This is a genomic window from Chitinophaga qingshengii, assembly GCF_014529935.1.
Lineage (GTDB): Bacteria > Bacteroidota > Bacteroidia > Chitinophagales > Chitinophagaceae > Chitinophaga > Chitinophaga qingshengii.
The window spans coordinates 476483-492890 of sequence record NZ_JACVFC010000002.1; the positions used below are offsets into that span (position 1 = coordinate 476483).

The window sequence follows — 16408 nt, forward strand, 5'->3', positions numbered from 1 at the left end:
GAAGCAGAATTGTTCTGAAAATTATTTCAGAAAAACTTTCCGGATGGCATTGTTGTCCCGATCCAGCACATAGATATCTCCGTTTCTATCCACATGGATACCGTACATACTTTTGAACAGTGCTTCTTTCAGCGTACCGTCTTTATAACCTGATTTAAAGGATTCAAAAGTCCCTGCTGCACCAGTGACTGTTTTCACGGCGCCGGCAGGGGTGGCATACCGTATACACATATTCATGTTATCTACGAAATAGATATTGCCGGTAGTAGGGTCGATGGTTACACATAAGGGACTACCGACGCGTGCAACATTGGGATCTCCGTCCACAAAACCAAGATCGGAGAAACTACCGCTTAACAACCGGCTTTGACCTGCCGGGGGCACCACTGCAATAAACGGATTATAAAAATCACCTCCGGCATAATACAAAGTACCCGACGCATCTATCGCCATCTTATCAGGAACGGAGTGTGTATAACCGCCGAATTTAGTCAGTGATCCGTTGCTTTCACTTTTAAACACGCCCTGGTACATTTTGCTGACATAGACGGTACCGTTGTTGTCCACCCCCAGGCCACCGGACATATTATCCATCACGGTCAGTACGGTACTCACCATTCCGGCCGGCGTAATTTTACGGACATATATCCTTTGACCGGCACCATCCATGACATACAGGTTATCATAAATATCAGCGACGATCGTACGCGGATTCTGGAAAAGCGCTGTCGCCAGCGGGCCATCCACATGGCCTGCCGCGCTGCCGCCCGTATATACGCTGACGTTACCACCGGGAGACAGTTTATTCACCTGTTGTCCTTCCAGGAAATACAGGTTACCATTCCTGTCGCCCACGAGCCCTGTGGCACGGGCGAACATGCCGGTTCCCGGGCCACCGGCCAGCGTCATAACACCGGCCCGTTTAAACACCGGTCCGATCGCATACAGGCTGTTGACCTTCACATTCAGGGTACCGGTGCTTAAATTGGCCGGCGCCACCACCTCCAGGGTGGTAGCCGTGGCACTTACCACGGTGGCGGTCACCCCGTTGAAGGTAACGATATTCTCCGCAGCATTGGTACTGAAGCCCATACCGGTAACGGTAACGGCTGTACCGGCCAATCCATTGTCTGGTGAGAGACTGGCCACACCGAGGTTTTGCTCTTTAAATGGTGGGCCGCCGGTTTCCTGTCCGTTTACCCACACCTTCATGTTCCCGGCGCCTGCGCCCGCCGGGATCGTCACCAGCAATTCCTTTTCGGTAGCTTGTTTCACCACCGCTGCAACACCGTTAAACGTAACATTATTTTCGTCCAATACATTACTGAAATAATTGCCGGTGATGGTGACATCCTTTCCGGCAGGGCCACTCAAAGGTGCTACCGTAGCCAGAACCGGAGGAGGCACTACTGTAAATACGGGACCGACTGTTTTCTGTCCGTTAATGGTGACTGTTAGCGGACCGGTAGCTACGTCGTCCGGTGCGGCTACTACCAGCTGTGCGGCCGTGGCGCTGATCACCGTACCCGGCTTGCCGTTGAAGGACACCGCGTTATTGGCTGACAGGGCATTAAACCCTTCGCCGGTGATGGTTACCTGTGTACCTTTACCACCTTTCAGCGGCTTTATTTTTTCGATTTGCTGGAAGAGGAAGGAAGGGCCGGTAACCTCTTTGCCGTCCACGATCACCTTAATTTCCCCGGTACCCGCGGATACCGGTACCGCTGCAATCAGCAGAGTGTCATTCACGGAAGTAATAACCGCCTCCTTTCCATTGATCAGTACTTTAGCCGGAGCAGCGGTGCTGCTGAAACCTTCGCCTGCAATGGATACGTTGGTACCTGCAGGACCATTCAGCGGGCTGGCGCTGCGCATGCTCAGGTTCTGATAGGTATAGGTACCTGCTTCCAGTTCTTTACCATTGGTTTTAACGGATATTTTACCGGTGCTTCCGCCGGCAGGCGCCAGTACCGTCATCACACTATCATTGGCATCTACTACAGTAGCGGCGGTGCCGTTGAAAGAAACTTCATTGTCTTTCCGGCTAAAACCACCGCCATTAATCGTAACGATGGTACCGGCTTTTCCACTGTTGGGCCAGAAGGAACGAATGGAGGGTGGTATTTCCGCCGTAGCATCCTTGTTCCTTTTACAGGCCGTCAGCAGTAACAGCGCGCACAAAAAATATAATAATGATTTCATGGTCATCATTTTTAGAATGAGTATCTCATCCCGAGCTGTACCTGCGCACGGGAGTTAAAAAAGTCGATGGCATACGGTTTACCCGGATTTTCGTATAGGTATACCGGATAGTTGCCCGGATTTTGTTTGGCCGGGAAAGCCGGTGTCAGTCCCACGCTGGCTGTAGAGTTGAATGTATTGGGCGAGAAATAGGCTTTGCCCCAGTTTTTATTCAACAGGTTGGTGAAGTTCATCACGTCCAGGGTGAAAGTGATAAAGCGGCTGCCGGGATCTTCGGAGAAATGGAACTCCTGCGCAAAATGCAGATCTGCCTGGATATTCCATGGCGTACGGCCGGCATTCCGTTCGGTATATTGTCCGCGACGGCTGCGCAGGTACTTGTCGCCTTCGATGTAGTCGTTAAACGCCGCAGCTTGTGCTACTGCGGTAATGGTCTCTCCGGCTTTGTTCGTATAGTCCTGGAAGAATTTCACCGCGTCGGCGGCTTCGGGAATATACACCAGGCTTACCTGTTGCGGCAATCCCTGAATGCTGTTATTGACAATACCGTAGGTAAACGGACTTCCCGACTGTGCAGTGGCAAAAAGGCTCAGGGTGCTTACCCAGCTGGTATTCCATCGACGTACATATTGCAGGTTCAGCACTACGCGGTGACGGATATCAAAGTTGGAATAGGCCAGTCCCGGATTATTGGGGTTCAGCGCCTGGTTTAATTGCCAGTTACTTTCCATGGAGTTACGGATACCATTGGATACATCTTTGGATTGACCATAAGTATAAGCCAGTGAAGCGTACAAACCAAACGGATAGTTACGGTTCACACTACCGGTAACACTATAGCGGTAACCTTTGCTGGTATTGCTTAACTGGTAGGCGTTGGAAAAATGCGGATCAATGGCGCCGCTGAAAACAGGTTGCTGTTTCGTACTATCGTACCCGTAGTATTTCGGGTTATCCTTGATATTAACCTGCTGGAACAGCACATCCTTCAGGGTTTTGGTGATAATACCTTCGGCAGTGAACTTATATCCGTTGACGGTAGTATAATCGAGCGCCACGCTGGTACGCCATACCTGCGGCATCACGAAGTTGTTGTCAATCACGTCCACCTGGGTTTTACCTGCCAGCGGGCTATTGATTACCGCGCCGTTACCCGCGATAAAGTCAGCAATACCGTTCTGACCGGGTTTCACCGGATCGGAGCCGGGTACAAACACTTTCGTGTCCGCCTTCTGATCAAAGGAACCGTAATTGATACCGTTGTTATAATAAGCATAAGCCAGCCATGCAAAAGGAATACGGCCCGTAAACAAACCGGTACCCCCACGCAGCACCAGCTGCTGATTACCCAGCCAATCGTAGCGGAAACCCAAACGGGGTGATACCTGTACTTTGTTCAGGTAGTGGTTCTCAATACGGTTCAACGGCGTATAGGTATAGCTGGTACCAAAATAATCGTCCGTATAGGCGTTACGTGTTTGTTCGCTCAACGCAGGCGCATGAGGCAGCATGGTATAATCCGCCCGGATACCAGGTATCAGCCTCAGTTTCTCTGTTACCTGAATTTCATCCTGTACGTAGGCGCTCAGCAGGTTAACATTAAACCTTGCTTCCGGATGGGACAGGATATAATCGCGGTTGTTGTTGGCAAAGTTATAGCTACCGCGTACACGGTAAGGATTGTTGTTCAGATAATCGTCGATGCTGAGATAGTCCACACGGCCATTCCAGCTGTTAACGAAGCCATAGTCGATATGATAAAACTCGTTGTGCGTACCGAACAGCAGGGTATGTTTTCCTTTGCGCAGGGTGAGGTTATCGGTGACTTCCAGGGTACGCTGTTTCATATCGAAGATAGATGCTTCCCTGTCGGTACCCCAATAGATAGTCGTTCCCGGTGCGCGGCCCATAATCTGTATCTGCGGCAGTGCAGGGTTGGCAGTGGGATCGCGTTTATCATGTACCAGTGTATATCCTGCAATCAGGCTGTTGGAAAGACGGCTATTGAAGCGGGTCTTCAGTTCTGCAACCGTAGAAGTCTGGTTGTTGGTTTGTTCGTACGCCATGCTGCTAAAGCGGAAATCCTGCTGGTCGCGGTCCATGTTCATCGCAGATGAACGGATGGTATTGTTACGAACGGACAGCTGGTTTTGGCCGTTGATGTTCCAATCCACGCGGTTGAAGAACTTCACGGATTTAGACCAGGCATTGTAAACGCCGGCTGTACCGGGATCTACGTCCTTGCCATACCGGTTGATAGTAGCGTTACGGATGTCTTCCGCATCTTTGGTGCTGAGGATATGCGCCGTTTCGGGGCTACCTGCGACCAGCTGCGCAGGATCCTGGCGACGGGTGATTTCTTCATTGGTAAAGAAGAACAATTTGTTTTTGATGATGGGGAAACCCACGCGTACACCGGCCTGGTAATCATAAAAATCGTTGTTCATTTTACCCAGATGCCCCGCCTTGTCCTTACCCGTGATAGCGGCGTTACGGCCAAAGCCATACACGCTGCCCGTTACTTTATTGGTACCGCTGCGGGTCACCGCGTTGATACTGCCGCCGGTGAAGTTACCGATCTTCACATCGAAGGGAGCGAGGTATACCTGCATATCTTCGATGGCGTCCATGGATACCGCGTTGGTGCGGGTGCTGGAGCCGGGCATCCCGGAAGAACCGGTGATACCACCCATTGAGGGACTGAAACCAATCGCATCGTTGTTGATGGCGCCGTCGATGGTTACATTGTTGTAGCGGAAATTCGTACCGGCGAAAGAGTTATCTTTTGAGCCTTGCGGTACCATTTTGGTAATGTCCTGTATACTGCGCGAAATAGTAGGCATGTTAGCCACCTGCAGGCGGCTGATATGTTGTCCGGCGCCGAAGGTATTGGCTTTAGCGCCTGCCTTCGTGGCTTTCACCTCTACTGCTGAGAGCTGTTTGCCTTTATCTGTCAGGATAAAATTGAGTTGCAAGGGCTCCCCCAGGCGGATCGTAAAACCATCGCGGGACTGTGTTTCCATACCCATCATGCTCACGGTGATACTATAGGGGCCGCCTATACGAAGTCCGGGTAAATAGTATCGTCCATCGGCGCCGGTCACGGTTCCGTATCTGGTACCGGAAGGTAGGTGCACGGCTATCACCGTTGCGCCCGGCAGTTGTTCCTGCTGACTGTTGCTCACACGTCCGCTCCAGGTACCGTTGGTTTCCTGTGCATAGACACCCATCACCGACAACAGCAGCAAAGGGAGTAAGAATATTATGTAAAATACCTGCTTCATCTTGGCTTATTGGATTTATTGGTTTTCACTGAGCACACTGTTAATCACATGCAGCACGCCATTGCCCGCCAGCACGTTACTTTTAAGCACCGCTATCGGAGCGGTGTTCCCAGATCCCTGGACGGTAATACCGGAATATTTCACCCCTGTTTTCAACAAATGCACTACGATGTTATTACCGTTGTACATCGCTTGTTCACTTTTATCGGTAATATCGGTGGTGAGTATGTAGTCGTATACAAAACGGCGGCCGGGGAAAAAGGAATAGCTCAGCATTCGCTGCAGTACAGCCGGTTCGGTTCGTCCAACGCTATCTGCGGAAGGAAACCCTTTCATACGGAAAGCAGCATTGGTGGGGGCGAAAAAGGTGTAAACCGTTTTTTGGGCCATCAGGTCTTTCATACCTGCTTGTTGCAAAGCAACATTCAGGAAGGTGAGCGATGTATCGGCAGCAATAGCATCGGAGATCGTTGCATTGACCAATGGTTGCAGCACTTCACTCATAACCTGTATCAGACCGTTGCTGGCGGGAAGATTATAGGAAATAACGGGCGTGCCGTTGATGGTCAGCACGGTATCTGTTCCTTTTACCCAGCGGGTGGCGTACATTTTGGCGCCGCCGGCGGTAGTCAGTTCCTGGTTGAAGGCGAAAGGAAGTTTATTTAATTCCCAGGTGCCGCTCAGTACGTGGTAAGTCATGATGTTGTTCAATATCACCCCTCTTTCCTGCAAAACAGCATTCGTGTTGGCGTACCCTGCTTTGATGAAAGCGTTATTATCCGGTACCAATACAGTCAGCGGCCCTTCTCCCGCCAATTTTTGCGCATAGCCGGTACGTTCAATCACTGCATTGAAACTGGAAAAGTTAAACAGGTTATCTTCGATCACATAAGTGATACGGTTGCTCAACTGTTGGTTGACCGATGCCTTTTCATCTTTTTTACAAGCTGCCATACCCAACAGCAGTAAACCGGTATAGAAAATTTTTTTCATAATTGTTTGTTTTAGGGAGATGAATAACTAGGGCATGAACAACCCTTCGTTCACAACATGTATCACACCATTCAACAGACAGATATTGGTTTCTGCCAGCGGAAGCCTTGGGGACGAAGACCCCAGCCGCTTTACACCCAATTGGTTATTACCGGCTGCAAAATCCAGGTTATAGACAACAGGCGCATCACCATACAGAGCCCCAGGGCTCATCAGCATGCCTGAAACACGATGGTTCACCATCAGTTCGTTCACGAAATACACCGGGTAAATATTTTTTACACCGTTGAAGGCGACGAAATTTCCTGCATACCCCATACGGTTGGGTAACAACAGGGTATCCATCGAAGTCCTGGGATACTGGTAATAATGATTTTCATCGTAGTCCGGATCACCAAGGGGCAACGAGCGGTAGTTATACTCCCGTATATCTTCTATGGTATGAAATCCGCTCTTCTGAAATGCCTCATTGGTAGGAACAATCAGTGTAAACTGGCCACCCGATGACCCGCTGGCGGTATGTATAGGGGTGTTTAACTGAGTCGTTGACCACGGAGTTGCATCCTGGTAAAGACTGTCATTAATACGGCAGGCTTCCAGATAAAAGCTGAAACGTTCATCAGATTGGAGGAAAGCCAGCATATCCTGCATCGGTTTCTCTAATACCACGTCTATCGGATAAATAGTGGCAGTAGTGCTTTCAAGGGCCTGCCCCCATTTGCTCACTCCCCGTCCATTCACATACAGGCTATCGTGGTATACGCCGGCATACACGATATATTGATAAGGTTTACTCTCATCATACCCCGGCAGTACCGCTCTCAGCAGCGTTACCAGTGGAAGATTACCGGTAACCTGCGCCAGTGAAGCAGGATGTACCTGGTTGGCACTGATATGAAAAGACAAAAGCGTATCCAGCTGTTCCGGACTGGCCTGGCTGATTTTCTCCATGGTCCAGCCAGCCTGTTCAAAAGCCTTGTCTGTCGGCGCAAAAATGGTGAACGAATTGGTTGCGGCTCTCTCTAGGCGGTTGTCGATATTCGCTTTTTTCCAGGCTGCTTTAAAAAAGGTATAAGGAGATTTTTCCAGCGTTTCCTTTAAATTCAATATGGGCCCGGTGTAGGGTACCGGATCACCGATCGGGTCCGGTTCTATATCCTGCTTGCGGCAAGCCATGGCCAGCAGCAGCAATAGCGGCAGGCAGCATCTCAACAGCCTGTCTGATATGGTAACAGCAGTAAACACGGTCATTTTCATGTAGCTTTTAAATGATTGTTATTTGCGTAAAGTGGCAGGGTCCAGTAATAAATCATCGATACGATGTACCAGGCCGTTGCTGGTCAACTGATCGGTGCCAACGGCAAAGCCTTTCCGGTAGTAGATCGTAGACGGACCGTTGTTGCTAAAGCCTCCCTGAATAGCATCCATCATATTGATGTAGGTATTTTCTGTATTGTTGTACCAGTTATACTCGTAAGCAGGTTTGATAGCAAAATTACCGACGTTGATCATAGACGAGATTGGTCCATAGGTACCCGAAACCTGCACCCAATCGGTGGAGAAAATACGTTTGGGTTTTAACGCCAACGGGTATATGTTAAAAGCAATGGTTTGATATTTTTCCGGATCAAGCCGGGTAGCGCTGTCCGGGCTGATATTGTATTTCCGGAACACCTCATTGTCCGGTACAAATACGGTAAACGGTCCTTTCTCTTTCAATCCGTCCCACAGCTTACAACGTTTCATGACGGTCACAAAAATGGACAGGCTGGTATCGGCCTGCAGGTATTCCTGAATGGTAACCGGTTTAAAGTTGAGCGGTTTGCGGATCACATGAATTACGCCGTTAGACAACGCCACATTCCTTTTAGGCGCCGGGTATATCATCGCACCATTTACGAACACGTCCCTGGTTTCAGGTGGCGTATAGGTAGCATTAGGCGAGTTGGATACTGACACATACAACTCAGGACCAGCGAGGGTAACATATTTGTTTCCCATCTGCAAGGGGAATTCAGAGACATACTTACGGTCATTGAATACATGATATTTCACCAGCAGGCGCAGTGCTTCAGGGCTCATGGCGTCGAAGTCGGCCGGACTGTTAATCCCTATTTCGTTGAAGCCTTTGTTATCCGGGGCGAAACAGGTAAAGGAACCTGGTTGATTAAGACTGTCCAGCAGCCCGGTTTTTTGCATGGCTGCCGCCAACAGGCTCAGGTCGTAGTTGTTACGGATAAAATCTCCCATTGCACGGACAGGAGCGGTATCCCTCGGTGGCGTCAAATCATCTTTCTTACATCCTGTTATCATCAACAGAAAAAAGAAAGACAGACAAGACAACATATTATATCGCATAGACATCATTTTTTAAGCCTGTTAATACACAGGTGGTTCGTACTTCCGCTGAATAGTCATCAGGTAAAACTTACCATTGACATATTCGACGGTGTTAATTGTGGCAAAAGACCGGTTGAGGTATTTACCGGAACGGATAGTGACCACCATACCGGTAAGAAAGTCCGCCACCATGGGGAAAGCGATAAACCCGCCTGTGTTGGGCGGCCCAACCTGCAATGCGGTAAAGCGGCCATTAGATTCGTGCATGTGCTGTACGAAAGGGTTACTTTCAAAAGTATAGGGTGGCGCCAGAAATGTAAAAGTTTGCGCGGCTTTTCCATTGTATATCTTGCCGGCAGTAGTATCCGGGAACAAAGGGAAATTGTAATAAGGATGAACGGCCGGATCATGGGAACGTATCACAGCGCCCATCAATGCTCCCTTATGCCCTGCAATAGGTATGGCTTCATTGTGGTCGCCTATCTTGTTCAGGGTATAATACACGTTCATCGTGTCTTTCATCTTCAGGTTATTGATCTCTGAAATGTTCTGTAGTTTTCCACGTTCAAAGAAACCGCTGGAGCTGAGGTTGTAGAAATTCACATACACCATCGAATCAGAAAATGGCTGATGGATGAAGGTCTCTTTTCGTACATAGATTCCCGGTGTTTTGGTATCCACATCTTTTTCCAGTACATGCATAGTATACACTTCCCTGCTGGAAAAGTCCATCACTGTATCAATGATGATCTGGCGGCGCAGGTCTTTGGGCAGCTGGAAAAAAGGCACTTCACTGATAGGGCGGCTGAGGAACATCACCCGGTGTTTACCGGCGGGCACCTGTGCCCAGCTGGACAAGTCATAGCCATTGAGTACCGGTCCGGCCAATACCCTGGCACTGCCGGGGTATTCTGTCTGAAACAGGGTAGTATTAACGGCGTCGGGGTAAGGCCTTGCCCAGGCAGCGCGTTTATCGAGGAAATCGCCGGTGGTTTGCGCCGCAACAGGCGTACCATCCGCATCCAGTTCAGGGTCCATCAGGAAGGTAAGAAATGGCTGCGGGGCTTCTTTATTATCAACAGTGATATTATAATCCAGGTTATTGAATATCCGCAGATAGGCCGGCTCCGCAATGGTGGTGTATTCCGTTTTCCGGCAGGCTGTAGCTGCGGCTATGCACCATAAAAGCAAAAGGATAATTCTGTTATGCATGTTACTGATTGTGTTTGATGATGATCATCCGGGCTTTTTCAGATCCCGGCTTGCTGGTATTCAGGTTACCAATCAAAGCCACGGTATATACACCGGTTTCACTGAGTGGCGATTGCCCGGCAGCATATAGTTCCGGACGGGCAATGAAGTCGCGGCTCCGCAAGGGACTCACTTCCCGTAACCAGTTACCGGGTACTACGTTCTGTTGGGAAGCATAAGCCAATATGCGCTGGTAAAAATTGGCTTCCATTTTTGCATAGGGATTTTTCACCAATGGGATACCCAGTTGTAATCGTTCGCTGGCTACGCCATTTGCCAGTACCTGCCCATCGTCGGTAGTGAAAGTCGCTTCGGGCAAATCCGGACAGAAGTTCATAAAACGTATCCAGCTGGGGAATTCAATTTTTATGGTACTGTAACTCCCATCTTCTGTAGCACCGTTATAGTATTGGTTGCTCAGGTTATTGGCCACCAGGCTGATAGCGGGCTTACCGGCGGCTGTTTCGTATATCCATGCAGTTTGGTTATCGCCGGGCAGCAAAGTAAAAGTGCTGTCCGTCAATACTACGCCGGCAGCATCGGTTACTTTCAGTGTATGCGTTCCAGTTAAAAAGGCGTTAAAGGCCGATGCTGCGGAAAAGGAAAGCGTATTACCCAATGGGTTGCCATCCATAGTTACTTTAATGGATTTACCTGGAAGTACATTCACCGCCTGCAAACGGGCATAGGTATTATTTTGTGGTTCCACATCGGCAATAATGCGAAAGCCATTGTTTTTAGCCGGATAGGTTTCTCCGTTGGAACCGCCGGTGGGATTGCGGAAATTGTTATGCTCCGCTACCACTATAGTATATACGCCACCGGGCTGGTAGGTCTTCAGCGGGGCAAACGTCAGCTTAGAATCCACAAAACCATTGACAGGAGGTTTGGCATATACACCGGGCAGCATGATGGTACCGGTCTGTGGATTCACGACGTTAAAGTCCTGCCCGCTGCCGCCTACGCCGGGAACCGGCACGCCGTCCATTGTCATCACTTTCAGCTGGTAAGTACCATAAGGCAACTCTATATAATCGGAATACTGCCCGATACCTATGTTATCAAGTCCCGCAACGGTGGTACCGTCCGCCCACACTACCCGCATATTGCCGCCGGCAAGGGAATTGGCGGTGCTGAGGTTCAGCAGCCGTACTTTACAGCGCTGCGGGTTGGCAGGTGGCGATACCGACCGCGGGATGGGAAACAAAGAATCGGTCAATTGCCCTGTATTGGGCGCGAAATAAGTAAAATAGTAGTCAGTAGGGTGATTAAAATCATCTTTCGCTACAAAGCCCCTGGTCAATGCCAATGAGAAGTTGCGCACAAAGGAAGCAAAACGTATATCCTTTACCGTTCCATCAGCGCTCACAAACTGCTGCGGAATAGTATAGGTCAGTCCCATCCTGCCTGTTTCCGGAAAGAAAGGGGTTCCTTTGGTAGTAGTTTGATCGTAATACCCTTCCATATTGGGTAACATAAAAGAGGACAACTGCTTCCCGTTCACCATCAACTCTGTAGCGCCGCGCAGGTTAACAATACGAACGCTGGAAGCAGCATCCGCCTGCAGGTTGATCCGGTTGTCGTACGTAAAGTTTTCCTTTTTAGTACAGGACGTCAACATGCCGGCACTCAACAAAGACAACATCACCGTGTGTAAGCATCTTTTCATCATATTCAGATTAGCTTGTTTCTATTAATGTTTACAAAGTGTAGCTCAGTCCCAGCATAATTTCCGTACCGCGTTTATAACTGCGGCGGATATACTCTTTTCCATAGTATTTACCGCCGGTATTAGGGTTGGCATACACTTCCTGTAACGGACGGTCCAGGATGTTTTTGGCGTAGCCTTTAAACATCAGGCGTTTGTAAATGCGCTGGCTCAACACCAGGTCCAGCACAGGATTGGGACGGGTATACAGGTCAGGTGTACCGTCCAGGTTTACCTGGATCAGCCGCTCTCCCACCATGTTAAAAGTGGCAGTGATATCCGTACCGGCCTTGCTGTTTAAATAATTAAGGAATACATTCACCGAATAAGGCGCCTGCTCAAACAACGGACTGTTGGACGGTGCACGGCGGTCCAGCGCCTGTGAAGCCTGCATTCTTTCGGCGGTCTTTTTAATTTCACTCTGTGCGAGCAATAGGTTAGCGCCCAGGTTAAAGTATTTGAGCGCTGGCACCAATGTGCCTAAATTCTTTACCGCTTCCAGCTCTATACCGTATACCCGTCCTTTATTAGGATCATTCTGAAACTCGATAGCCGGGAATTCAGGGAAACGGGCATCGAGACCGGAAGTTTTCTGTTTGTATACTTTCGTCAGTTGGTTATCTATCTCTTTATAAAAAACAGAAGCAGATAACACCTCACCGGCAGCCGGGAACCACTCCCAGCGGAAATCGTAGTTGGTGGTCAACTGGTTTTTCAGCCTGGGGTTACCTACTACCAGGGCAAACTGGAACGGGTCGAAGTCAAAAACGTTGGTTAGTTCCCGTAGTTCCGGACGTGCCAGCGAGTTGCTGTAACCCAGCCTGAAGTTCATTTTTTTGTTCAGGGTATAGGTAAGGTTGGCGGAGTAATAAGGTTTGTAATCTGTTTTGTAGATGGAATTAGGTTCAGTATACACCAGGTTCACCTTGTTACCATCTTTATCCGGCGTGCTGATGGAAGGGTCGAGGAATACGCCGGCCGTATCTACCGCCGCCTGTATGTCTGTCAGCTCAAAACGCACGCCACCGGTAAGACGCAGGTTATCGGTCAGGTGTAAATCCAGCATGCCGTAGAAAGCACGGGTTTCATAAAAACCTTTATAGTTGTTGGGTGATTTCTGGATGTTATATAAGAATCCACCTGTAACCGGCTGCCCTTCAGGATTGTAGGAACCGGGAGGACGTACGCCAATGCGGTCGTAACCCACGAGGCGGTCCAGGTTACCACTTACTTCATACAGCGGCAACGCCTTGTTGGCAGCGTAGTTGGAACCAGGGAGGAACAATACGTTTTCGGTGAAATCGCGTTTACGGTGCAGGTAGTTCACGCCGGTTTTAAATTCTTGCCGCAATCCCAGCAGCTTAAAAGGGATAGCCAGATCGGCTTTGTAGTTATAGTTCGTTTCATGCAGCTTACGGAAACGGCGGCCATTGGGATCGGCCTGTATAATGCCATAGGGGCCGTAGCCATTCACGTATCCTGATACCAGGGAGTATAAATCGGTTGTAGCCACCCATTCTACGCTGTTACCCGGCTGTTGTGTCGGGCGTTGATAAGCGCTGCCACCAACGGGTTTATAGTCGGCCAGGTTCACAAAACGATAGTCCGGATCATCCTGGCTCGAAGAAGAAGTAGCCAGGTTGTAGCTCAGGCGCGGGCTGTATTCCCCTTTCAGGAACTTGTGCTCTCCCTGGAGATTGAAGGTATTCAGCGTGCGGTAGCTTTGTTTAAGTGAATAAATAATATTGGAAACAGTACCGGGCAAACCGGTATATTCATAGGCACCGTACAGGTTACTGGCTTTCGTTTCGGCGCCACGGCTGCCCAGGTACTGCATACTGATTTCATGCCGGGCGTTAAAACGATAAGCCAGGCCGCCCAAAAAGCCGTAGTTCAACGTTTGGATACCGGTATTCTCTTTATAGGTCAGGTATTTCCCGAGATGAATATTGTTAGGGGTGATATAATTGGGAATGATGCGCGGGCTGTACACGTCATTGCTGCCGGTGAGCACACCCTGGTAAATGCTCCACTGGGTGAGCTCTCCGCCATAGGTATCGGTTACACGGTTGTAATAGTTGGCGCCGGCGATCAAACCCAGCTGGTGTTTTTTAAATACTTTGAAGTTATTGCCATAAGTGAGTGCATACAGTTGATTGAGTGGAGCCTGTTTGTATTGTGTTGTCAACACCGGATCAAACTGGTGCATGATGCGGTTGATCCGTGCAGCTTCCGCCTGCATGGCGGGGTCGTTGCGGCTGTAGGCAATTTTATCCTGGATCTCGCGCAGCCCGTTCGGGTATTGTTTGGACAGGTTCAGGAACTCATTGGTCAGCCCTTTGTTTTTTATTTTTTCTCCGAGAAAACCACTTTCACTGTTGTAGAAGCTGTTTACTTTTCCACCGAATCCCACCTGTGTATTAAAACCGCTCTGTATGGTGATATTAAACGTTTCGCGGTCGGGGATGGATTTGGTTTTCAGTTCCACGATACCGGCAGAGGCATCAGCCGGTTTATCGGGCGTGCTGCTTTTATAAACGGTGATATTATCCAGCAGGCTGGAAGGTACCAGGTCCAGCGGGATAGCGCTACGGTCCGGGTCGGAAGAGGCCAGGCGCACACCGTTCAGCTGACCGATCACGCTGCGGTCGCCGAGGCCGCGGATAGCCACATATTTATCGTCGGTGATGGTAACGCCGGATACCCGTTGTAATGCCTGTGTAGTGGTAATACTCGCCGTTCTTTCGATGTTCTGTGCAGAGATACCGTCTGATATGACCGCCGCATTTTTCCGGTCATTGAGCAGCGAGGCTTCCGTATTGGTACGGCGGCGGGCTTCCACCGTTACGCCGCCCAATGTTTTGCTATCGGCCGGCATATGGATGTCAAGCGCATGGCTGGCGCCCACTTTCACCATTTTGGTAGCGTAGCCTACAAAGTATACCACCAACGCATCTACGGTGTCTTTTACTTCCGCAGTAAAACGGCCGTTGGCGTCAGCAGCGACGTGCTGACCGCTGCTTTGCACCAGGATTTCCGCACCACCGATGGGCGTATTTTTTTTACTGTCTCTCACCACCCCGCTGACGGTGCGCCATTTGCGGGGCGTTTCCGTTTTGGGTTGTGCTTTACGGATCACTACTTTTTTACTGTCGGCTAGTTCAAACTCAAGACCAGTACCTTGCAGCAGGTAGGTCACCACTTCGCGGAGCGTTTTATTATTAAAGCTGGTACTGTATTTCCTGCCGGCAGCATTTACTTCAGCAGGGTTGTAGAAGAAAGTAATACCACCACGCTGTTGCACCAGTTCGAGACAGCGTGCCAGTCCTTCTTCTTTAAAGCTGACACTGATCTTTTTGCCCAGCGCGTCGTCCTGGGCGGAGGTTGTTGTCAGGAAGCTCAACACCAGTGCCAGGCTGCATATCCATCTCCACCCTATCCGTTTTAATCCTGGTAAAATTTTTTCCTTCATTCGTTTTGATTGTTTTTTTGAAAAAAGATCCCCCATTACCACCGCTCGCGCAGTAGTGTAAACAGGTTTTAGTGTTTTGTTTTTTGCTGTTAGTGGCTGATGTTTATTGTTCCGTCTTTATGATGTTGAATGGTTAGCCGGTAAGATAAAGCGATGACCCTGAGCATGTCCGGTAAAGGGTCTCCGGCATCGAAAGCGCCGGTGAAAGTCAGTTGGCGGATGCTGGTATCGCTCACCTGTATTTTCACCTGGAACAGGTTTTCTATTTCCCCGAAGACTTCCGACAGGGCAACGTTGTTAAACACCAATTGTTTGTTGGTCCATCCCAGGTCTACTTCATGATGGCGATTGATGTTCACGGTGCCGCCGGCTTCGTCATAGAACAGTTCCTGGTTAGCCACGAGTTGGGTGGCGGGGAAACCTTTTGTTTCCGCCGATACCGCTACGCGGCCTGTTTTTACGCTTACCCTGGCAGCCTGAATATGGCTGCTGTCGGCCATTACGAAAGAAGTACCCAGTACCTGTACCTGCAGGTGTGGTGCAGAAATAGTGAAAGCTGCGGCAGCGTTGTGTGTGACATTAAAAAAAGCTTCCCCGTTGAGATGCACCTGTCTTTTCTTTCCTCTGAACCGGCGGGGGTAGCTGATTTCACTGCCGGCGTTGAGTACTACCACCGAGCTATCAGGCAGCACCAGTTGTTTTACCTGGAAGGCACTTGCAATCACGGTTTCCATGGGTATAGGATCAATGGCATCGAGCATATCATATTGATATTTCCAGGCGAGTGAGGCGCCACCGAGTAATACCACGCAGGCAGCGGCAATATTACGGAGGCGTGAAAAACGTATTACCTTTCCCGTTGGTATCTCCTCCATTTCCAAACGTAAGCGCTCCAGTACTAACTGGCGATGTGCCTCGCTCTGGTGGCAGACCGGCGTCTGCCGGGCCTCTTCCAGCGCGTTGTCGTACCAGGTATCTATCAACGCAGCTTCTTTACCCGAAGCATTTCCTGCCAGATACTTGTTGATGATTCTTTTTAGTTGTGCTACATTCATGTTGACCGTTATGTACCAGGCAGTTCATGCCTACGGGTAAAAAAACTGATTCGTCTCTATCTATATGTTCCCGGAAAAGGGGGCATTGTCCCGTGCGGTCAGG

Annotated in this window: 9 protein-coding genes; all 9 read right to left on the reverse strand. The window is 49.6% G+C overall.

What is annotated here, in order from left to right:
• Positions 1–21 precede the first annotated feature (21 nt).
• Positions 22–2202 (reverse strand): IPT/TIG domain-containing protein, encoded by a 2181-nt coding sequence (locus ICL07_RS17175; protein WP_188089256.1) that lies wholly within the window; start codon positions 2200–2202, stop codon positions 22–24.
• An 11-nt stretch (positions 2203–2213) separates the two neighbouring features.
• Entirely contained in the window at positions 2214–5486 is a 3273-nt protein-coding gene (locus ICL07_RS17180; RefSeq protein WP_188089257.1) for a TonB-dependent receptor, read from the reverse strand.
• 15 nt (positions 5487–5501) lie between these two features.
• Entirely contained in the window at positions 5502–6479 is a 978-nt protein-coding gene (locus tag ICL07_RS17185; protein WP_188089258.1) for a fasciclin domain-containing protein, read from the reverse strand.
• A 27-nt stretch (positions 6480–6506) separates the two neighbouring features.
• Positions 6507–7730, reverse strand: coding sequence for a fasciclin domain-containing protein (locus tag ICL07_RS17190; RefSeq protein ID WP_188089259.1), 1224 nt, complete (start codon positions 7728–7730; stop codon positions 6507–6509).
• 24 nt (positions 7731–7754) lie between these two features.
• Complete coding sequence (locus ICL07_RS17195; protein WP_188089260.1) at positions 7755–8837, reverse strand: fasciclin domain-containing protein; 1083 nt, start codon at positions 8835–8837, stop codon at positions 7755–7757.
• A gap of 21 nt (positions 8838–8858) precedes the next feature.
• Positions 8859–10031 carry a hypothetical protein gene (locus ICL07_RS17200; RefSeq protein ID WP_188089261.1) on the reverse strand — a complete coding sequence of 391 codons (1173 nt, stop codon included), beginning with the start codon at positions 10029–10031 and terminating at the stop codon, positions 8859–8861.
• Between the two features lies 1 nt (position 10032).
• The gene (locus ICL07_RS17205; protein ID WP_188089262.1) at positions 10033–11742 is read right to left on the reverse strand and encodes a DUF4397 domain-containing protein; all 1710 of its coding nucleotides are present in this window, start codon (positions 11740–11742) and stop codon (positions 10033–10035) included.
• 28 nt (positions 11743–11770) lie between these two features.
• Positions 11771–15250: a TonB-dependent receptor domain-containing protein gene (locus ICL07_RS17210; RefSeq protein WP_188089263.1), complete on the reverse strand. Its 3480-nt coding sequence runs from the start codon at positions 15248–15250 to the stop codon at positions 11771–11773.
• Between the two features lie 89 nt (positions 15251–15339).
• The gene (locus tag ICL07_RS17215) at positions 15340–16305 is read right to left on the reverse strand and encodes a FecR family protein (protein ID WP_188089264.1); all 966 of its coding nucleotides are present in this window, start codon (positions 16303–16305) and stop codon (positions 15340–15342) included.
• Positions 16306–16408 lie beyond the last annotated feature (103 nt).